Genomic DNA, 20,198 nt, shown 5'->3' on the forward strand with positions numbered 1-20,198 from the left:
AACGTTTTTGGTAGTCCACTTAATTGGGGGGCTAACTTTCGCAACCAGCCCGCCCTAACTTTTTGTTTTTTAAAAATGGTAGGTTTATGATCAAGAGAAACGGATCAACAAAAATATCGGGGGGATGCTCATATTTTAGCAGTCTCTATCAATGCATATAGTTAACTAATTTTATAGAAGGAACAATTGTTATGGATAACAATGTTGAGAAAATCTGGCGGAAGTTTGCTAGAGACAATTTGCCTGAAAATGATTCCGTACTTCGAAAAGGTACGAACTTCAAATTAGCGGCACCGTGGATAAATGGCGTCGCGACCCCTGCGCTACCTACGAAAATGCTGACAAACGTCACCGTTTTTGAGAGCTGGCTGAATCCTCACAATTTTGAATTGGCTAAGAGCATCGTTTCGGAAAATGAAGAACTAACTGTCCGTGAGTTGCTGTACGAAATGCTTTTTAAAATTAAGTCCGGAAAAACCACAATGCCATATGTCTGGTGGGTCTGGCCCCACTCATCTAAAACGCGAGCAATTCATCAAGATTCAAATGACATGACCTTCGTCAAACTTGGCAGTAAATGGCAAATGGCATTTTCTATACAGTCTATGGGGGCATTGGCAGGATCTCAAGGCTCGATGAACTATGAAGAACTGCCTAGAAACGCATACTTTGTTTCGTGGGAGAATGAAAAAATCGCGAGAGCACACATGTGATAGATAAATCGCCTGTTGCAAAAGCCGCTTACTGAAGCTTATCAAAAACCCGCTTCAGACGTTTTCTGTATTTACCCTCGGTTCCACCATGCTTTTTCGCTAGGTCTTCATAGCTATATCCATGATAAAGCGCATCAATATAAGCCTTGTCTTCATCACTAATGCCGAATGCTTCTAAACGTGCCATCAATGAAACCAGCTCCAGCTTGTCCATTTCGAATGGCGTTGACCCAACCGCATCCCAATTTTCGATTTCCTGGCCAAGCTCCCTCTCGATTGTGACGGGAAGCCGCCCTCGTGCCCTGCTGCCTATCCGGCCCTCTTCATCACCCAGAGTCCAGCGTCTAAGCCTGTCATTGCAGTAATTGACCACACTGCGCATTAAGTAACGATCAATCACTTCCGCTGAAGGCTTCCCTGCAGTTCCAGCCATGCGCTTCAACTTAAAGAGAGGGCGTTCGGGCAGCTTTTCCAGAATCTTAATCGCGGTTGCGCCCAAGGCATCTTCGGTAATATTTGGCATTTCTGCTTCACGCTTGACCGTAGCACCCATCTTGGCTCGAACCACAGACAGTGCCTTTTTTCGAAACCCCTCATCGGATGCGCGCTCAGCGACGACAATAGAAATTCTGCCAACCAGCTCTTCCTTCTCTTTTTTCACGCTCCTCTTTCCCTTTGTTTTTATTGACTTTTTTGGCGCCTAAATAAGCCCTTCAAATTACCACAGCCGCCTCCAAAAAAATAATTTAAAAAAATCTGTCCGGATTTAGGGCTGCAATCCGTTATCACTAAATAACAGCGTACGAGATTTATTATACCGGCTATTAAATATATGAAAATCATATGCTTAGGTTTGTTTTTTAAAGTTAATTGTGATTTTTTCAATAGTACGTTTTTTGATCAGCCCAATGTGGAAACCGGAAATGCGCCCAAGAACGCCTGAGACCGAAACAGAGCTTGAGCCCTCCCTGGCAAAACGCCCGGGCAAGAGCTCACCGATCGTCCGGATCTATCGGCACACCTCTATTGCTATGCCTGGTATGCCTCGGCACCGCTGCGAGGGTCACCTGGAAGCCAACTTCGCGTTGTGGAGCGATTTCAGCAAACAGTTCCGTTTTCTTAACTCAAGGGTGGACTCGGTAACAGGCTGGAACGGTCGACGCCGCTACACCGCCGATTATTTCGGTGTGAATAAGCGTGGAGAGGGGTTCTTCATTGAGATCAAAGCGGACGAAGCGCTCGAAGACACAAAATTCACGACCAAATTCACGCTACTGCAGCGGTTTTTCGCGGCGAACGGCAGGCGCTTGATCCTAGTCACTCGCGACCAAATGCCATCTCGCGCTCATTTACGGAATTTACGCCGATTTTACATCTACAAGACTGGCTTAGAGCCCCTTCAGGAGGAGGTGAATGCACTACTCGAGATGCTTGCCGTCGGCGAGTCCGCCTCGATGCACCAACTAGCCATGCAATTGGCAGAGAAAACCTACACAACCCATGCCGTGTGGTTCGGTTTGGCCCACGGCCACCTACAAACGGATATGGAGCGGGATATCACCTTCTCCTCCGAGATCACGAGGATCAAATGATGATGACTTTCAAAGTAGACACGGAATTTGAGTATAACGGCACTCTTTACCGGATCGTCTTTTCGGACTTCAAACGCGTGGTTTTTGAGCAGCTTGATTCGGGCCAATCCTGCATCGAGTCGCGAGAAGTGCTCGAGGCAGCTTACGAAGACGGACGGCTAATTCCCCATACATACGGATTCGATACAGAGGTATGGCGGAGTAACGCCCAGCTTACATTGGATATGGCCACGGATTACGAACGCAATATCGTCGCGTATCGCTTGCCGTATGCGCGCTTTTTCTCAATGAACGTCGTTTCTGCGGCCGATCAAGAGGCCGTTTGCCGAAGTATCGGAGAGCGTCACGGGCATGCCAATTATGCTCGCCCATCCACTGTCCGCCGATGGGCTGCAAGACTTCGTGCAGCACGGCACAACCCAGCAGCCCTTATCGACCTTCGTTGTAAAACGATCAAGCAACGTCAGCTTGTTGCTTAACTTAGAGCGTGGCTGAGAAGCGTTTACTCACTCCCAGCCACGTCCCTATTAACAGTGAAAATGACAGCAGAATGCCCAAACATGACGATGACGCGATCAAACAACATCTATGAAGAACAATATGAATTGTCCATGGAGATGTTCTATACGCATTTGATGAAAAAAACGCACCTGTCTTTTGCTGAGGCTCACGAACGGCATGTCCGTGCGCATTACGAACGCGGCCTTCATGGCAAACCCATCTCCAAGGACACCTTCCGCAGGTGGTTCCAGCGCAATATTCCCCAGCGTGATCGCTTGAAAGCTCAAGTCGGTGCTGCAGCTGTTAAGGAGTTTGATCGCTGCGTACAAAGTGAAACGCCTTTCTTTGGATTTATGGCACGTGCGCTATTTGACGGCTTTGTTGAGCCCATCAAGCTCCTGAGTTCTTATGATTTTTCTCCGCTGAAACATTCACCGCGGCATATTTTCGCCGTCGAAGGCGAAACGACGGCGTTTATGGGCCTCTCCACGAACTACTACACCGGTAGCGAGAGTTCCGAGTTTGTCCTTGAGTGCATCAAGAGTGCGTTTTTTGGAAAGACCGGTATCCAAGAAACTTACGGCACCCAAAACCCGTGGCCAGTCCGGGGGCGAGTGTTTGAATGCGTAATGGATGCCGGTACCGCTTTCAACAACGGAAACGTTGATCGATTACTCGACATGATGTTTGTGGGCGCCATGCTCACTAGAACACGCACCCCCGAAGACAAAGCGCTTATTGAAGTGATCAATGGTGTAGTCAAACGTCAATTTACCCTCAAATTGGACGGGTCTTATGACGACACAGAAGACAAATCACTGCACGAAAAAGTCACTCCGGTTCTCACCGAGCTTGAGCATTCAATTCTGCTCCATCGATACATCATCGATAAATTCAATCAGGCGATTAATTCTTCGAATCGCGAAGGTTTAACGCGCACGGCCCACTGGGAGCGAGAAGCCATGCTTCTCCCGCCAACCATGCCAGCCAACCCGATTGAGGCAAAAAATTTCATCGGCGAGGAACAAACCAAGACCATCATGCTGGGCAAAGGTATCCAGATCAAAGTTGGGGCCGACTTCTATAAATACAACAATCGTGAGCTTCAACGACTCGCTCGTGATTTATCCGGCGAGGGCCGAGACCAAGGCAATCGTAAAGTCTCGATCAAATGGGCCATTACTAAACCTGATTCGATTCAAGTCAAAAACCCCATTACAGATGAAATCATGACAATTCCCCGAATTAACCGCGATGCATCGGTTGAAAGATCCGAACTGGCACGCCGTCAATTGCTGATCAATCCGGCTTATTTTGACATGCAAGACATCAATATTCTTTCTTGCATGACAGATGCTGAAATCAAAGCGCATGCAAGACAGCGCGCAAAAGATCTTAGGCGCAGTGCTACAGAAACCAGCCACCGCAATGCGGCGATCTCCGTCGCCGTGGACATTGCCAGCGCACGTCAGGAGGCACAAATGGAGGAGGCACTACGCAGTACTCGTGGCGTTCCTGAGACAACTGTATTTGATCACGAAAACGAATCCGCTGAAGAAATCGAAAGCAGCCAAACAACACCATTTCCACGCCGCATCACCCGCAACTTATATTGGGAGTAATCGCACAGCATGACACTTGAAACAACTAAAAAAGATTCAATTCAACGCTTTGAAGAATGTTGGATCGACGCTGACCACAATCGCGAAGCGCTAGAGTACATGAATCTCGCGCATCAGATGTCGGGGGTTTCATCGTTGAACTTTGTGATTGTTGGTGTTCCTGGCTCAGGCAAAACAGCCATTTGTAAAAAAGTTAAATCTCTCATCCCCAGGATCGATTCTGAGGAATTAACTACCTACCCCGTGGTTCATGCAGAAATGACTGGCGGGGCAACTGTACCAGCACTGGTAGATCAACTTTTGAAGCTCTTGGGCCAAAAGATTTCGCGCGGCATGACCCAAGCGGAGAAAAAGGAACTCTTGTTTACTCAGCTCAAAGTATGCGAGACAAAGCTGATTTTGCTGGACGAATTCCAGCAGCTGGTTCGCCGTAATAATCGCGACTTCAATGACCGCGTCTGCGAATTCATCAAAGAGTTGTCGCGCGTAACCAATATCTCCATTGGTCTGATTGGCGTGCCGAAAGGCCTTAAGGTGTTTGAGCTTGATGAACATTTGCTGAGCCGCTTCAGCAGCCCAATTACGCTCGCTCAGCTTGATAAACGATCAGGCGTAACGTTCGAGTATTTCCAAGATTTTCTTGTAAAACTGCTAGAGCAATATCCGCTCAAGACGTCCAAGCTAGCATCTGATGACAATGCAGCAAGATTATGGATGGCAAGCAGGGGAAATTTACGCACTCTCAAGAAAATCTTGATCGTTGCGGCAAATCTTTTCTACGAGCCGACGTATCACCCACTAACTATCGAAGAGATCGGTATCGCGTACAGCTTCGTCGACAGTAAGCCTGAGTTCTACGGTGCGAACGGCCACCCCGTCCATCCCTTTGAATCGACCATTCAGACTGTACGGAGGTATTTGCATGACCACTCCGGCATTAAATAGTCGCCCTAGACCAATCGATGGAGAGTCTTTCAGAGGCTATTTACGTCGCGTAGCAACCGAAAATGGCTTTCCAACCGCTTCATTTTTAGTTGAGCCAGGCAAGCACAAATTTGTGATTGAGGATTCGCATTTTTACACCGGTAGCGCGCGAAAAGTCATGGCTGCAATCGAACCGCTTTTGCGAATGGAGCCAGGCGAACTGGATGCATCCTTCGATGGTAAAACCAGTCTGGAGCTAGCAGAAAGCCAGCGGAAGCAGCTTTACCGCGGCTATGCGGCGATTTGCCCGGCTTGCATTCAAGAGCGCCCATTTATACGCGCTACTTGGGACAATGCGCTGTATACCGTTTGTGGAACGCATGGTGTGCGACTGATTGAGGCATGCCCGGCTTGTGATACCCCGATCTCTTTGAATCGCGGAAAGATCGATACTTGCCCGAAGTGTAAAGCGCTGTATTCCACCAACCAAGAGGAGCCTTCTATTGAGGATGTAACAGCACAGTCTCTTCTTAACTTGCTCGATACCGGTAAGCTAAATCAAGACACGCTAATCGCCGCGGTCAATTGCATGGCTCGGCCCATGGATTTGGTGACACCGCATCCACCGCTGTCACAAATGAAGATTAAGGATGTCACCAGGCTTCAATACCAAGCAGCCGGACTGATGTTTTCTGCAGCTTTTCGGACAGGCTATGCAAACTGGCTAGCGTCACAGAACGCTGATCTGGCGCAACTTTCTACCAAGCTTATCTCTATGCCTTTAACCCGCATTCAAGCTCCGTTTAAGCAAGAGCCTGCATATACAAAGATATTGTTTCGGCCCGTTCACTATACTGACCGTGTACATAAGTCATCCAAAAACGAAACTGTAAGAAACGCAATTGACTATCACGTCCCAGCTGCAAGCTTGCGGTCTTGGCGCTCAGACAGGCAACACGCTAGTCTCTCACGAATCATTACTGCCGAGGATCTTTCTGGTCTGCTGGGCCTGCGTGTTTCTGACCTCCATGTACTAGCCAGTGCCGGACATATCCCCGCGTTGAATACGTCCCGGATTCCACAGAGAAGTCGATTCGATTTAGATGAAGTGATGGCAGCATTCGAATCGCTACAGATTATTGAAGCAACGGGGATCGTGACAGACAACTTTATGACGCTGAGTGAACTCAGGCCTCATCTTAAGTATTTTTGTGCGTCTCTAAGTGATGTCTGGACACTCATCAAGAATAAGAGTGTCACTGCGTATACAAAATCAGACTATGTATCCTTTGGATTAGCAAAGGGAGACATGTATTTCGCCCTTCATCAAAAAGCCATTGCAGATAATCGGCTTGCGAATGAACAAGCACTAGCGCACTGGTGGAAAACGTCGAAACCCACTGCAGCTCGCGCTTGCAATGCCTTAAATCTCGAGCTCGGCGGCAACGACTTCAGCGAATCGGCAGCAAGTTTGATTAGCTTGAATAGAATTGCCCACTTTACAGCTCGTCGTAAAAAAGCGCTTCGCACGCTCTTAGCTGAAAATGGGATCCATCCAATTTATCAAGCTAGTCCTAGTGGAAATCAGCTAGACCTATATCAAGTCAGCGACCGATTAACGACTGCACTAACAAGCGGCAGGGAATACTTGGGGTTCATATACGATCACTAAGGAAATCATCGCAAACACAAGTGTTATACCTGTGTTCTTAACCAACTATGCCAGTGCTTTGTCCAGGTCATCGTGCTCGAACGCAACTTCCATAAGCCTAAGCTCTGACTCTGGTGCCCCTTTCCTTGTCGCTACGGTTTTCCACTGCGCCGTCGCTTCTGCAACTTCCTTGACGATGGCTTTGGCATCTTTTGCAGACAGGCCATAGAACTCAGCTGTATCCAATACGATATCAATATCACAGTGACGATAGCTTTCATCAATGGCGGTTGTCAGTACTCTAGCCTTCACTACCGGGGGAGTGGGGTTCACATCGTACAGCGGTGACAAACTCCAGCCGCCATCCACGTGCAGGAATCCATGATTACGCAAATGGTCATCAACATTGGAAATCAGCACATTGAAGGCCACACGCTTAAATAGCTCAACGCGATCTCGTTTGGCGTGGTTACTGTTTTGCGCGATATCATCGACAAGTTCAAGATAACTACCAGATTCACCATCATTGGCCTGCAACCTGGCCATCGCCGACATGAAGGGGATCCGTCGCTGGCCATCTCGATCAAACCGTATCGACAATAAAACATTCCGTCCCAGCACCTGAACTAAGCGGTGCTGGGACACGGAAAGACCCGCCATCTCCGCCAAGGTAAGAGCAACTGACTCCCAGCGCTCGATACTATAGTCATCGGCTTCTTTAGGAAATTTCGCAATACACAATTCGCCAGTATCCAAGCAAATCGACGCCTTAGGGCGCGCTCCACCCAAGGATGAGCCCTGGCAGAACAATAGCGAAATATCCTCGTCTGTCTCTTCACCGCGCTCAATTCGGCCCGCAGCCTCGTAAAGCCCCTGTAGGGCGATCAACGTTGGAACACCCTCACCATCAAGAGGCTTCTCAAAGATCTCGCTGCCTTCATAGCGAAAACGAATACCGCCCATGCGAGGCAAGTCTGCTACCCCCATGAGGTAGTCATGCTCAAATAAGGTACGAGCACGCTCGCCAGCGTGCTTTGCACGGCGCAGCTCCCGCCGCTGCATAATGCTCCGCCCCCATTTATCTGGCGCAGAGTCACCAATCCCCCGGAAGAATTCAGCGTTACTTGGAAAGTGTGTTCCTTGAGTCAGCGGCGCGTCGGGATCGATAGAAAATGCGCCCGGACGCAATAACCAGCTGTCATCGTAGGTGAAGCGCGCATTTGGCTGGCGCCTTCCGTCCGTGAACGCTAAACGACCGACGAGATGGGTCTCTCCTTCAAACGCCATGCAAACTTCAATGGGAGGGTGCTTGCTCATTCTTTGGACTTCCGTTTCGCTCTTTGCGGCGTCAACTGCTCACCGATAATGGCTCTGCCGACAGCATCATTGCTGATGTCCGCCACCCCCTTAAGGTTGTCCAGCAGCCCAACCGCCTGCATCACCGAGGCGTATATCCCCATAGACACACCCTCATTACCAGCCTCGACTCGGCGTAAGGTTGGCCGGCTGATACCGGCTCGCTCGGCCACTACCTCAGCCGTCAAACGGCGTCGCAGGCGCGCCTCCTTGAGATCCTTCCCAAGTACCAACAGGGTTCGTTTAACCCCTGGAGAAATATGATGAGGTGTTGGCATAATGGAAATATACCTTTCTAATTAAAGCATTAATGGAACATGATGTTTCCATAATAGCATATATTAATGAAGGAAATATACTCAAGGCACAACCAGTGCAAACCCTCGACTACGACAAGAGCTTCCTGAAGCCAAAACATTAATTAGACTAAATTAGTCTTTTGTTGACTTTAAGTTAATTGCGATTGAAACTGTCCTCTAACGAGGGGAGGAACCCAATGAGTGATGCCGGAAACATCTTTTTGGAATTGAAATCTCAGTTGAAAATCTGTGCCTTCAAGGTGTCGAACGGCGCAGATCGAACGGAGATACACGATCAGCTAGTCGACGCGATAGTTAATCTCAATAAACTTGAGGCGCAGATGACAACCTCTGGAAGCACGAAGAAAGCTACGATCGCGTTAAGCGACACGTCCGAGATCAACAAGGTGGCTCGGCGTTTAAAGCTTTGGGCCAAACGCAAAGACCAGAAAAATACTCAAATTCTCATGGCTTACCTCGATCTTAGAAGAAGCGGACAGACAACAATCACTGAAAGCCAATTAGCCAATGCGGTCAACGATCCCGCCTTTGCTACCAACTTCATCCAAATGAAAATTATTGCCGACCGAAATCACGGAAAGATTTTCGATCAACGTGGCGAATTAGTAACTATATGGCCACCAGTTGAGGAGATCATTGGCGAATTTGAGCGTACGGTTTTTCCAAATTAGAGCGGCATTACATGAGCGACTCTGAGTTAATTCAACAACTTATCGAGCTAGGCAGGTCTATTGATGAACACCTCATCGAGAACATATGTCGCGAGATTATCTCCACAGAGCCAATCGACGCCCTAAATTTCCAGCAACAGGTGTGGCAGTCACTCAGCTCTGAAGATCTCCAAAGCCTCATCAAGGGGTTCATTACCTGGGGGCGGCTTTCTGGCAAGGGAACTGGGGGCAGTATTTCGCCGGTAAGTGAAATGTATAAACATTATGTGGATCTCGACCCATCTGGCGAAAAACCGCTTTCGGAATGGATCCGCCACAACCGCACAAACGAATACGATCCCTTTGGGGCATTAATCTACCGAGAAGCACAATCTATCGCTGACTGTAAGTTGATCGACGCAGAACGAGCGAGAACAAGAAAAATAAAGGCCAACCAACACAAAAGTAGAATGGAGTCCGAGCAGAACTCGACCCATGAAAGGCAGCTCCATAAGTCTTTGAATTCACTACCCCAAGCCATAAAGCGCAAAGACTTCAAAGCGGTTGAAGCCATCATCCACAAAGGTGTAGCACCTTGTAGCGTTCCAAGCTTTAACTCCTATTTTGAATTCGCGTTAGCGCACGGCTCACCTGAAATAGCAAAGTTGCTCAGCTCTCACGGCTTGTAGATCCAGTTTGATAGAGCGAAGCGATTCAGTTTGCGGCGTTTATTACATCCTCAAGAGCATCGATTACCTCATCAGCTAATGGACAGCCTCCATCCCAGTGAATGGATAGACGTCCTCGTTTGGCTTTGAAATCGCTGAAGACTGGAAGCTCTAAACTGTTGATCGAGTACAAAAACTGCAGATCTGCGAGCATCTTTCGGATTGACGGCAACCAGGCAGGATCGGCGCCAAAACACGCGAACTCGTCTTGCCCGGTGGCGCTGTTATGCCACCGGAGCATTGAGGGAAACTCGTCATACAAGGCATCAACGAACGCCATGTATTCGCTGTCTGTCTCTGGCACTTTTTCCATTTTTGCTCGCTCTAAATTGACTATTACTCGATCCAAAAATCTCAACCGATCAAACAATCGCGGTATGCCAATTCCAGGATCAAGTCTACAATCTAGATATAACTACATTCCGTTCTGAAGCGCCGCCGACTCATCTTAGTCCCGCCACAATGCCTATAGCCACCTCCCTTCCTTGATTGATAATCTTGGCATTCGTTTTCTTAGAAAGATCAGACTCCTCCTTCCTACCAAGGAAGAACTGGATTCTTTCGGCATTAGCCCCCGATGGATGTGGAATTCCGCTCAGTATTTGGCCTCGCCGAATCAACCCCTTCGTGGACAGGTGAAGTAGGGCCTCTTCGACTTTTCCACCCAGCGGAATTATCAGAGTTTTTTCGTTAAAACGCGCTAGCTCTTCCCCCAAGGTAGAGTCGACGATATTGCGGAGAAACGGTGTAGCGACCATCGACGGCGTACCACTGTAGTTCTTTCCATTTTTAAAGACGGGATAGCGTAGCGCTGACGTGTAATGCACGAGATCAGTCCGGTCTGTGAAAAGTTGTTCGGTTGACTCGATACCCAGAAGACCGTGCACGTCGATAGAGTCCAAAAGTGAAACGAGATTGCGTCGCATAGGCCCGGCAAAACTCGCAGAGTGCTTTGCTCGATAAGCTGCCTGAGCAACGGTTGCCCCTTCGCGGAGGGCTTTCTGAGCCTCTGCTAGCGCTATTTTAGCTTGGGACAAACCAGGAGTGATTCCGCAAATAATTACACTCGCCTCGCTGTTTACGAATTCGAAAGGAGCATAATACATAGAGAAATCTCCACTCACATCGATCTGAAGCTCATCAGGCAGGCCCTCTGAAAGCGGCATGTAGTCTGTCTTTAGATATTCTGAAAATTGATGTAACTCGTTCATAGCTTCAACTCACTTATGCTTTGGTTATATTCAAGACGCCGGGAAGTTTTGCTGCTCAATAGTTCGAATTTTGGTCGTTAATGTACGCCGATAGTGCCGATCAGAGTTCGCAACGCAGCCATGTTATCAATGGCAACACTCAGCCCTATTTTCGTGCTACTTCCCTCGAGCCTGGGGAATTGGCCCATATTGGTATTTTTATAAAGGGGGCCAATCTCAATTTCCGAAGTTTGAAGGAGCTCTTGCTGATTAATCCAATTTTTATGTATTACCAGAGGGTAAGTCCTCGTCGCATAATATTCCTTGTCCATACCAGTTCCTCGGTAGGGACGCTTAACATAGCAGTAACAGCCAGCGCCTAAGTCAAACTCATACATTTTTTCAGTTTCCCGAATTTCATCTTCTCGAAGCGAAAGAATTTGTAACAAGCCATCTCGAATTTCGAATGAGTTCATCATGTCAGCGCTTCCTTTAAAGTAAGTTTATTAATGCGGTCTTTCCCGCAGTCAGCCGTTCACCTCTGACAACTGGAATTACTTGCAGCCCCCATTCGCTGCTCGCTCTTCCGAGCTATCCGACACTAAGACCTGGTAAACAGGCTGGAGCATGTCGTAGGCACGGTTGCGGGTGTTATTTCCCCCACCGCCCGCAGGGGTCACGACTACTAACTGATATCAAGGCTACGATCGATTTTTTCACCACCGATGTACGCCGAATCATATTTGATTCCGTTTCGATATTTCCGGAGCATGCCAGCATCTTCCGGTAACAACGTTGGCTGGTATCCCCTGCGCTTCAGCATCCACTTATGGGCTTGGGAGGAATCAAAGAACACTTGTTTGCCAACCTTTCTACCGACTGGAGCATTGGCGTCTTGACTTAATGCATTACGGATACTTGCCTCTTTCATACGGCACAGGATCGCAATCTGTCGCAAGCTAATTTGGCGCTCTCCGTCATAGTCATTTTCCTCACCGGTTACCTCAGCTATACGAGCCAAATCAATCCTAAATCGGCCAAACGCCGCGTCATGCACGACATCAATCGCGTCATGAGTCGCTACAAACCCACTGATTTCGTCAAACATGCAAAAAAGCGTATCAATCATGGAGCAAAGGCAAATTGCGTCGTCAAACCAATCCTCATCCTCGGTTACTTGGCTCAGATCACCATTGAATGCATAGCTGTATAACTCTAAAAATCGGTCAGGCTTCACTCCCTCATAGCCCGCAATTAGCAAGCTCAATAGTTCGTTTTCAATAAAGCGCGATTGAAATTCGTCGAGTTCCGAAACAATGTCTGCCTCGGTCACACTAGCTACTAGCTCTTTTGCGCTTTTTAAGTTCATCATCCACAAAGCCCTTAAATATGATTTGTTTTACGTTAGAACGCATAATAAATTATCCGAAAAGATTGTCAACAGATAATATATTATTCTTTGCGCATGGTTACGCATCATATTTTGAAACCACTCGTCGTTGAATCGATACGATCCACGGTCAAAGCCTCGCGCTTGGGGCCATCGCATATTAGGAAGCGCGCATCGGGTTGACAGAAAGACCAGAGAAGCATCGCTGCAAACGGCAAATATTCTCCGCAGAACGATGGAGTAGGGCTGGAACATCTATTGCTGGTTTAAAGCAGAGGGTATGACGCTAACTCATCTCAATTTCTGAGATAAACGGTCACGTACGCAGGGCGCGAATACACCACTCGTGAGCGTACACATAAAAATTAACTCTCTCGTTTGACCTTGCCTAGACGAGAGTAATCGACGAAAGTCTCTGTGGGCAGAAGAAAAAACGTTTTAAAACATATAGTTAAACCTATCGATTTATTTTTTAAATGAAACCTAGCGAATATTCTCACGTGTTTTAAGTCATGGCTCGGGCATATCATTCTCATATACCGCCTCGAGCCAGTAACGACGAGGTACCCCATTCCCAAAGCAATTAAGGTTGAATACACCATGCCTAATATTCTCTACATCAGCAGCAGCCTGTCAGGCGAACAGGGACATTCCAGCCAAATGGCACAAGAGTTCATCGCGGGCCGGCGCGCCCAAGGCGAGTCAACCAACGTGATCCACCGCGACCTGCACGCACAGGCATTGCCTCACCTGGACGCACAGCGCTTCGCCGCACTGACCACTGCGCCAGAAAAGCGCTCAGCAGAGCAGTCTGCCATCGCGGAACAGTCCGACGCGCTCATTGCAGAAGTCCGCAGCGCCGACGAAATTGTCATTGCAATGCCCCTGTATAACCTGGGTGTACCGTCAACATTTAAGGCGTGGATCGACCATATTGCCCGGGCAGGGGAGACCTTCCGCTATACAGAAAATGGCCCGCAGGGTTTGCTCCATGACCGCCCCGTGCACATTTTTGCGGCCCGCGGTGGCCAGTATGTCGGCACCGCAATGGATACCCAGAGCCCCTATCTGCGCCATATTTTCGGCCTTATGGGCATTGAGTCTATCCACTTCATTTACGCTGAAGGGCTAAACATGGGGCCAGAAACCGCCGACCAAGCCAGGCAGCACGCCCGCGAGGCGATGTTCAAACACGCCTCTTAAGATAAGAGTGAGGAGTCAGGTATGACACAGCGAACCGTTACTCGCCGCATTACCGCTCGCGACACCCGCGATGGCGCGGGGGTCAGCCTCAAGCGTAGCCTGGGCAGCACCCCCGGAGATCGCATCGACCCCTTTCTAATGCTCGATGAGTTCTACTCCGACCGCGCAGAGGACTACATAGCCGGTTTTCCCGCCCACCCTCATCGCGGCTTTGAAACCGTGACCTACATGCTCGCCGGAAACATGCAACACCGCGACCATATGGGAAATGAGGGCAACCTCGGGCCGGGAGATGTGCAGTGGATGACGGCCGGGCGGGGAGTGATTCACTCGGAAATGCCTCAGCAGCGCGAGGGTTTGCTGCGCGGCTTTCAGCTATGGGTGAACTTACCGGCTGATGAGAAAATGCGATCGGCTGTGTATCAAGATATCAACTCGGCGCGCATTCCGGTGTATCGCGGTGAAGGTTTCTCTCTCCATCATATCGCCGGAGAACTTGCGCTGCCCGGCGGGAGCAGCCTGGGCTACGTTAACGGCGTAGATGGGCAGCAATACAGCACCCAACCGGTCTACGCCGACATCCGCTTTACGTCGGCGCGCGCACTTAAGCTTGGCCTGCCTGCTGGTCACAACGCTGCGGTGTACTGCTATGACGGCAGCCTGGAAATCGGTGGGGAGCGTATTTGCGCTGGAACCGCAGCGCTACTCAGCCCAGGCGACAGCGTAATACTTGATGGCGAGCCAGGTAGCGGCGCGCTGTTGATAGCCGGTAAACCCATTGGCGAACCGGTGGTGCAATACGGCCCCTTTGTGATGAACAGCAACGCGGAAATTGAGCAAGCGCTGCGCGACTATCGCGACGGCACCCTCACGGACTAGGGCGGCGTTGAATCGTCGCTCTTTGTCCCCATCTAAACACTGACAGCAGCTTAGCTAGGGGCGTATAGTATTCACAAATGGAGGAAGTACAATGAGCAACAGTATTCGCGTCCGTGACATCATGACCAGCCCCGCACCCTTCGTGCGCATGCACACACCACTGGGAGAAGTCGTGGACACCCTATTGCGCAGCCGGGTTATGGGCCTGCCGGTATTGGACGATAATGACCGCGTTGTCGGCTTCGTCTCTGAACAGGATTGCATCCATTCTATGCTGGTCAGTAGTTACCACTGTGAAGGCGTGCCGAACGTTGACGATGTCATGCACAACGAGGTGCTTGCCGTCGAAGCCGAACAGAATATTGTCGACCTCGCGCAAAATATGGGTAAGAACAAACCCAAACTCTACCCTGTGATTGAAGACGGCAAACTTCTCGGCTTGATTACCCGCAGTGCCATCTTGAGTGCGCTTTGGGAAAACCGCGCGCACTGCGACTCTCAATGACCGCCGCTCAAGCGCTCACCACCGCCGCCCTGTGCGCCATGCTCGGCGCCTGTGGCAGCGGTCAATACGATCAACAACGAGAGTGGGCCCTGCAAGAGTGCGACAAAATACTCGACCCCGATGATCGCCACCACTGCCGGCAAGACACCCCTCACTACCTGCGCTAACGACTTCGCAACCGGACATCGGAGATCATGGTAAGTCGCATCGCCCCAGCTACACTAGTGCCTATTCATTGCCGTTTGATAGTTACAGCCCTCGGCTGCAGCTCTGCACCGAGTCAAATACAAGCTATATAACAACACTGCCGTTCCGCGGTGGACACATGCATCTTGATAAGGAGTGCTACGTGAGCGAAACCCAATATGAAATCATCGTCTTTGGCGCCAGCAGTTTCGTTGGTCAGATTATCTGCGAATACTTGAGCACCTACCAAAGCGAAGACACGCCCTTGCGTTGGGCAATGGCGGGGCGTAGCGAGAGTAAACTGCAGGCAACCCGCGATGCGCTATGCGGAGAGAAGCCGGACATTATATTGGCAGACTCAAACGACGAGGCATCACTGCGCCAGCTCGTTGAAAAAACCCGTGTTGTTCTCAGCACCGTTGGCCCCTACGCGCTTTACGGCGAACCTCTGGTAAAGGTCTGCGCCGAGACTGGCACCGACTACTGTGACCTGACTGGCGAGGTGCACTGGATTCGTCAAATGGTGGATCGCTACCAAACCACCGCCCAACAATCCGGCGCGCGTATCGTACATTGCTGCGGCTTTGACTCCATACCCTCCGACCTCGGCGTCCTCTTCACGCAGCAGCAATTCGAGCAACGCCACGGCAAACCGAGCAGCGATATTCGTATGCGCGTGAAAGCTGCCAAGGGTGGCTTGTCTGGCGGCACCTTCGCCAGCTTGCTCAATGTAATGAAGGAAGCCTCCAAGGACCCAGCGCTGCGCAAGCAAATGGCCGACCCCTATCTAATTGCTACCGACGCGTCCTACAGCGCTCGTCAACGCAACCCAGGCCTGGCCGAACACGACCCCGTTACCGGGCGGTGGATGTCACCCTTTATCATGGCCGCAATCAACACCCGCGTGGTTCACCGCAGCAATGCCTTACTGGCCTCCAAATATGGCGAAAATTTTCGCTATGAAGAAACCATGCTCACGGGCAAGGGGCTGTCCGGCCGCCTCAGCGCCTACGGTATTGGTAGCGGCCTGGCCGCATTCATGGTTGGCGCAGCGATAAAGCCCAGCCGCTGGCTGCTGGAAAAGCTTCTTCCCGCTCCGGGCGAAGGCCCCAGCCCTGAAGACCAACTGAATGGCTTCTTTGATATGCGCTTCTACGCCCTTGAAGACGGCAGCAGCAAACTGCAGTGCAAAGTGACCGGTGACCGCGACCCCGGCTATGGCTCAACCGCCAAGATGATCTCTCAAGCAGCACTGTGTTTGGGGCGCGACATCGATGCCGAGCAATGCGGTGGCGGCATTTGGACACCGGCGAGCAGCATGGGCACCACACTTCAGGGTCGCTTAGAAAACTATGCTGGATTACGCTTTGATGTCGTGGATGGCTAACGCTATTCCATACAGGGAGGGTGAGCATGAAACTGCGCGATATCATGACCTCACCGGTCGTTACCGTTGAAAGCGACGACCGTTTAAGCACCGTGCGAGAGTTGTTTATGAAGACCCACTTCCACCACCTGCTGGTGGTGGAAGGCGGAAAGCTTCGGGGGAGTATTTCTCAACGGGATCTTGCCGCCGCCATCAGTCCAAACATCGGCACCATGGCGGAACTGCCTAAAGACCAGGCAACCCTAAATAAACACGCCCACCAAATCATGCGCAGGCAGCTGGTATGCCTAACGCCTGACGACGACGTTTACGCCGCCATCGCCGCCTTTAACCGCAACGATATTGCCTGTATCCCCATTGTGGATAGCGCGCAGCAAGCCGTCGGTATTGTCAGCTGGAGAGACCTATTACGTCGCGCCGAGGAATGCGGCTTTAACGGCGACTAATGCGCCACCGCATCAGCCAGAGAACGCACCGGCGTCGCGCTCACTCACCCAGATCAACGCTTCATCACGCTGAATTTCAGTGAAGTGCTCAATTTCTGCATTGGGCATCCAGTGGGTAATCAGCTGTGCGCCACGGCTGTACCAGCGCGGCTCGCCAACCAAGGCTGTGCGGGTAATATGTTTGAAAAAGCGCGCTAGCAGACGCATTTCTTTAAGCAGGCCACGCAAGGTGAAGCCTTTGAAATGCTCCAACTCGATATAAATGCCGAGGTATTCCTCATTTTCCAGCTTGTGTTCAACGGCGTCATAGATTTCCGCCATGTCGTCGTGATTTACCTTGCCAGACACCTTTACCCCAATTACATGAGAAGAAGGTATTGGCAGCAGCTCCAACATCATTTTACCTCCGCGAACCATTTCAGGCGGCCTGGGCCGCTTACATAACAGTATAGATAAGCATTACTGAAATGCGTTCCGCGAAGCGTGGATATTACCAATCTCAGTGATCGCGACGCTCAGGCTTGGCCTTGGGGTCGAGGATAGAAACGACTCTTACCTCATCTTCATGGGCGAGCGGTGCTTCGCCAGCGCGGGGTTGATTAACACGGGTCGGCGGCTCGTTGACCGCAACATCATCGTCGCGGATCGACTCTTTAAAACCACAGCGAATGCACTCGCGCACTTGCTCAACCTCTGAGACGCGATACATCACGGTTTTATCCATCTCAGCACACTTGGGACACACCGCCCCCGCAATAAAACGCCTGGGTTTAAACTCCGTTGCCATGCGTGGCCCCTCCAGTATTTGCTGCGATACCGCTGTGCCGCAGTAGCGCGTCATTGGCAGGCTCTCGCCCACGAAACTCAGTAAATAGCAGCGCCGCATCACGCGCACCGCCTTGTTCCAATATCACCTTGCGGAACCGCAAACCGGTATCCCTATCCATCACGCCGCGCTCTTCAAACAGCGAAAAGGCGTCCGCAGACAACACCTCGGCCCACTTGTAACTGTAATAACCCGCTGCGTATCCACCGGCAAAAATATGCGAAAAGCTGTTTTGAAAACGGTTAAACGCCGGCGGCCGCAACACGGCAACCTGGTCGCGCACCTCAGCCATCAGGGCATCGATTTGCGATTCACTGACAATGTCCGTCTGCATATGCAGGCGGAAATCAAACAGTGCAAACTCTATCTGGCGCAGCATCTGCATACCCGACTGAAAGTTTTTTGCCGCCAGCAGCTTTTCCAACAAGGCCTCGGGTAGCGGCTCACCGGTTTGGTAGTGACCGGAGATATCGGGAATCACGGATTTTTCCCAACACCAGTTTTCCAGGAACTGACTGGGTAGTTCTACGGCATCCCAGGCCACTCCGTTTATTCCGGATACGGCGAGGCAGTCTATCTGGCTTAACATGTGGTGAAGGCCGTGACCAAACTCGTGGAAAAGCGTCGTCACCTCATTGTGGGTCAACAACGACGGACGGTCAGCACTCGGCGGCGTAAAGTTGCACACCAAAAAGGCGACCGGGCGCTGCATGTTGCCATCGCCAAGCATCCGCCGCCCCCGGCAATCTGCCATCCACGCACCGCCACGCTTATTGGCGCGGGCGTACAGGTCGAGATAGAACTCGGCAATGGTATCGCCGCCACGACGCAGCGCGAAACACTGCGCATCGTCGTGCCAGAGTGGCGCCTCTTGCTCGACAATATCCAGATCGAACAGCTCGCCCGTTACCTTGAATAAGCCTTCCAGCACACGCTCCACCGGGAAGTAGGGGCGCAGCTCTTCCTGAGACACTGCATAGCGGGCCTCCCGTAGCTTTTCGCTAAAGTAGGGTACATCCCAGGCCTCGAGCTCGTGCTGACCATGCTCGGCGGCAAAGGCCTGCAATGCTTTCAGCTCCTGCTCGGCCACGGGTTTACTGGCAGCCGCTAACTCCGACAGAAAATCCAGCACCGCATCACAGGACGGCGCCATTTTGCTCGCCAATGACTTTTCAGCGTAACTGCCAAAACCCAGCAGGCGCGCCTGCTCGGCACGCAATTGCAATATCTCCACCATCAGCGGGCCGTTGTCCCACTGGGCGCCGCTTGGCGACTGTGCAGAAGCGCGGGTCACGTAGGCCTCGTAGAGTTCACGACGGATCTCCCGGTTGTCGCAGTACTGCATTACCGGCAAATAACTCGGTATGTCCAGGCTCAAGCGGTAACCTTTTCGGCCCGCCGCTGTTGCAGCAGCGGCGAGGTTATCCAGTACCGACTCCGGCACACCGGCGAGCGAATCCGCATCGGCGACAAATTTTTCCCAACCATCTGTCGCATCCAATACATGGTTGGAGTAGGCGGTCGACAACTCACTGAGACGCTGCTGTATTTCACTAAAGCGAGCGGCCTCTTCACCATCCAGGGCAACCCCCGACAGGGTGAAGTCGCGCAGCATATTTTCCACCGCCTTCTGGCGAGCAAATGCCAGCTGCTGAAACTCGTCACTCTCTGACAGCGCCTTCACGCGTTCATAAAGAGGCCGATTCTGCCCCATCTCACTGCTGTAAGCCGTCAACAGAGGCAAGCACTTATTGTAGGCATCGCGCCAGGCATCACCGCTGATAACCGCATGAAGATGGCTCAAGGGTGCCCAGAATTGCTCAATGCGATCGTTGATCTCTTCCAGCGGCTGCATGAGCGATTGCCAGCTGGGCGGTGTATCGCTGGCTAACAGGCCTGCAACATCGGCGCGGCTGCGATTAAGCAGCTCCTCGCACTGGGCGGGATAATCGGCCGGTCGCAATTGAGAAAATTCCGGAAGAGATTGCTCTGCATACATGAATAAGTACTCACATGATCAAAAAAATGAACAGGCCCTAGCTTAACAGATCGCAGGCCCAGGCTGGGCCAGAAAGCATGTTCGCCGACCACCCAGCTCGCTACAATAGACCTTCCGTCAGTGTTTCGAG

Annotated in this window: 24 protein-coding genes; 14 read left to right on the forward strand and 10 right to left on the reverse strand. The window is 51.0% G+C overall.

The window, feature by feature from the left end; genetic code table 11:
* Positions 1 to 191 precede the first annotated feature (191 nt).
* On the forward strand, positions 192 to 713 hold the full coding sequence (locus H573_RS0105580) for a hypothetical protein (RefSeq protein WP_027873401.1): 522 nt from the start codon (positions 192 to 194) through the stop codon (positions 711 to 713).
* Between the two features lie 28 nt (positions 714 to 741).
* Here H573_RS0105580 and H573_RS0105585 read toward each other — a convergent pair whose 3' ends face one another.
* On the reverse strand, positions 742 to 1,374 hold the full coding sequence (locus H573_RS0105585; protein WP_027873402.1) for a hypothetical protein: 633 nt from the start codon (positions 1,372 to 1,374) through the stop codon (positions 742 to 744).
* 262 nt (positions 1,375 to 1,636) lie between these two features.
* Between H573_RS0105585 and H573_RS0105595 the strand changes: the two genes are divergently transcribed.
* From H573_RS0105595 to H573_RS0105615, 5 genes are all read left to right on the forward strand, one after another.
* Positions 1,637 to 2,305, forward strand: coding sequence for a hypothetical protein (locus H573_RS0105595; RefSeq protein WP_154653843.1), 669 nt, complete (start codon positions 1,637 to 1,639; stop codon positions 2,303 to 2,305).
* Positions 2,305 to 2,784 (forward strand): hypothetical protein, encoded by a 480-nt coding sequence (locus H573_RS0105600; protein WP_205618898.1) that lies wholly within the window; start codon positions 2,305 to 2,307, stop codon positions 2,782 to 2,784. Before H573_RS0105595 ends, H573_RS0105600 begins: the two co-directional genes overlap by 1 nt.
* A gap of 81 nt (positions 2,785 to 2,865) precedes the next feature.
* Positions 2,866 to 4,428, forward strand: coding sequence for a hypothetical protein (locus H573_RS0105605; protein ID WP_027873405.1), 1,563 nt, complete (start codon positions 2,866 to 2,868; stop codon positions 4,426 to 4,428).
* A 9-nt stretch (positions 4,429 to 4,437) separates the two neighbouring features.
* Positions 4,438 to 5,373: a TniB family NTP-binding protein gene (locus H573_RS18880; protein ID WP_027873406.1), complete on the forward strand. Its 936-nt coding sequence runs from the start codon at positions 4,438 to 4,440 to the stop codon at positions 5,371 to 5,373.
* Positions 5,351 to 7,024: a TniQ family protein gene (locus H573_RS0105615; RefSeq protein WP_084497936.1), complete on the forward strand. Its 1,674-nt coding sequence runs from the start codon at positions 5,351 to 5,353 to the stop codon at positions 7,022 to 7,024. Before H573_RS18880 ends, H573_RS0105615 begins: the two co-directional genes overlap by 23 nt.
* A gap of 45 nt (positions 7,025 to 7,069) precedes the next feature.
* On the opposite strand, the gene H573_RS0105620 is transcribed toward H573_RS0105615, so the two are convergent.
* The gene (locus tag H573_RS0105620) at positions 7,070 to 8,320 is read right to left on the reverse strand and encodes a type II toxin-antitoxin system HipA family toxin (RefSeq protein ID WP_027873408.1); all 1,251 of its coding nucleotides are present in this window, start codon (positions 8,318 to 8,320) and stop codon (positions 7,070 to 7,072) included.
* Positions 8,317 to 8,637 carry a helix-turn-helix domain-containing protein gene (locus H573_RS0105625; RefSeq protein WP_027873409.1) on the reverse strand — a complete coding sequence of 107 codons (321 nt, stop codon included), beginning with the start codon at positions 8,635 to 8,637 and terminating at the stop codon, positions 8,317 to 8,319. Before H573_RS0105625 ends, H573_RS0105620 begins: the two co-directional genes overlap by 4 nt.
* 218 nt (positions 8,638 to 8,855) lie before the next feature.
* On the opposite strand from H573_RS0105625, the gene H573_RS19650 reads away from it, so the two are divergent.
* Positions 8,856 to 9,350, forward strand: a complete 495-nt coding sequence (locus H573_RS19650; protein WP_205618899.1) for a hypothetical protein — start codon at positions 8,856 to 8,858, stop codon at positions 9,348 to 9,350.
* An 11-nt stretch (positions 9,351 to 9,361) separates the two neighbouring features.
* Complete coding sequence (locus H573_RS0105635; RefSeq protein WP_027873411.1) at positions 9,362 to 10,018, forward strand: hypothetical protein; 657 nt, start codon at positions 9,362 to 9,364, stop codon at positions 10,016 to 10,018.
* Between the two features lie 25 nt (positions 10,019 to 10,043).
* On the opposite strand, the gene H573_RS0105640 is transcribed toward H573_RS0105635, so the two are convergent.
* The 4 genes from H573_RS0105640 to H573_RS0105655 form a co-directional block, all read right to left on the reverse strand.
* Positions 10,044 to 10,370, reverse strand: a complete 327-nt coding sequence (locus H573_RS0105640; protein ID WP_027873412.1) for a hypothetical protein — start codon at positions 10,368 to 10,370, stop codon at positions 10,044 to 10,046.
* 130 nt (positions 10,371 to 10,500) lie between these two features.
* Positions 10,501 to 11,268 carry a hypothetical protein gene (locus H573_RS0105645; protein WP_027873413.1) on the reverse strand — a complete coding sequence of 256 codons (768 nt, stop codon included), beginning with the start codon at positions 11,266 to 11,268 and terminating at the stop codon, positions 10,501 to 10,503.
* Between the two features lie 77 nt (positions 11,269 to 11,345).
* Positions 11,346 to 11,726, reverse strand: coding sequence for a hypothetical protein (locus H573_RS0105650; RefSeq protein ID WP_027873414.1), 381 nt, complete (start codon positions 11,724 to 11,726; stop codon positions 11,346 to 11,348).
* A gap of 206 nt (positions 11,727 to 11,932) precedes the next feature.
* The gene (locus H573_RS0105655; RefSeq protein WP_027873415.1) at positions 11,933 to 12,619 is read right to left on the reverse strand and encodes a hypothetical protein; all 687 of its coding nucleotides are present in this window, start codon (positions 12,617 to 12,619) and stop codon (positions 11,933 to 11,935) included.
* A gap of 618 nt (positions 12,620 to 13,237) precedes the next feature.
* Between H573_RS0105655 and H573_RS0105660 the strand changes: the two genes are divergently transcribed.
* The 6 genes from H573_RS0105660 (at position 13,238) to H573_RS0105685 (ending at position 17,243) form a co-directional block, all read left to right on the forward strand.
* Positions 13,238 to 13,840 (forward strand): FMN-dependent NADH-azoreductase, encoded by a 603-nt coding sequence (locus H573_RS0105660; RefSeq protein WP_027873416.1) that lies wholly within the window; start codon positions 13,238 to 13,240, stop codon positions 13,838 to 13,840.
* 21 nt (positions 13,841 to 13,861) lie between these two features.
* Positions 13,862 to 14,719, forward strand: a complete 858-nt coding sequence (locus H573_RS0105665; RefSeq protein ID WP_027873417.1) for a pirin family protein — start codon at positions 13,862 to 13,864, stop codon at positions 14,717 to 14,719.
* Positions 14,720 to 14,810: 91 nt separating this feature from the next.
* Complete coding sequence (locus tag H573_RS0105670) at positions 14,811 to 15,224, forward strand: CBS domain-containing protein (protein ID WP_036255781.1); 414 nt, start codon at positions 14,811 to 14,813, stop codon at positions 15,222 to 15,224.
* Positions 15,221 to 15,391, forward strand: a complete 171-nt coding sequence (locus tag H573_RS19505) for a hypothetical protein (protein WP_154653844.1) — start codon at positions 15,221 to 15,223, stop codon at positions 15,389 to 15,391. Before H573_RS0105670 ends, H573_RS19505 begins: the two co-directional genes overlap by 4 nt.
* Positions 15,392 to 15,573: 182 nt before the next feature.
* The gene (locus tag H573_RS0105680) at positions 15,574 to 16,797 is read left to right on the forward strand and encodes a saccharopine dehydrogenase family protein (protein WP_027873419.1); all 1,224 of its coding nucleotides are present in this window, start codon (positions 15,574 to 15,576) and stop codon (positions 16,795 to 16,797) included.
* 26 nt (positions 16,798 to 16,823) lie between these two features.
* Positions 16,824 to 17,243 (forward strand): CBS domain-containing protein, encoded by a 420-nt coding sequence (locus tag H573_RS0105685; protein ID WP_027873420.1) that lies wholly within the window; start codon positions 16,824 to 16,826, stop codon positions 17,241 to 17,243.
* Between the two features lie 12 nt (positions 17,244 to 17,255).
* On the opposite strand, the gene H573_RS0105690 is transcribed toward H573_RS0105685, so the two are convergent.
* The 3 genes from H573_RS0105690 to H573_RS17185 all read right to left on the reverse strand — a co-directional run bounded on the left by H573_RS0105690 (position 17,256) and on the right by H573_RS17185 (position 20,068).
* Positions 17,256 to 17,642, reverse strand: coding sequence for a SpoIIAA family protein (locus tag H573_RS0105690; RefSeq protein WP_161624243.1), 387 nt, complete (start codon positions 17,640 to 17,642; stop codon positions 17,256 to 17,258).
* A 100-nt stretch (positions 17,643 to 17,742) separates the two neighbouring features.
* Positions 17,743 to 18,030, reverse strand: a complete 288-nt coding sequence (locus H573_RS0105695; protein WP_027873422.1) for a YheV family putative zinc ribbon protein — start codon at positions 18,028 to 18,030, stop codon at positions 17,743 to 17,745.
* Positions 18,014 to 20,068, reverse strand: a complete 2,055-nt coding sequence (locus H573_RS17185; RefSeq protein ID WP_051171039.1) for a M3 family metallopeptidase — start codon at positions 20,066 to 20,068, stop codon at positions 18,014 to 18,016. The genes H573_RS0105695 and H573_RS17185 overlap by 17 nt, the downstream gene beginning before the upstream one ends.
* Positions 20,069 to 20,198 lie beyond the last annotated feature (130 nt).

This window comes from Neomelitea salexigens DSM 19753 (assembly GCF_000422345.1).
Lineage (GTDB): Bacteria > Pseudomonadota > Gammaproteobacteria > Pseudomonadales > Spongiibacteraceae > Spongiibacter > Spongiibacter marinus_A.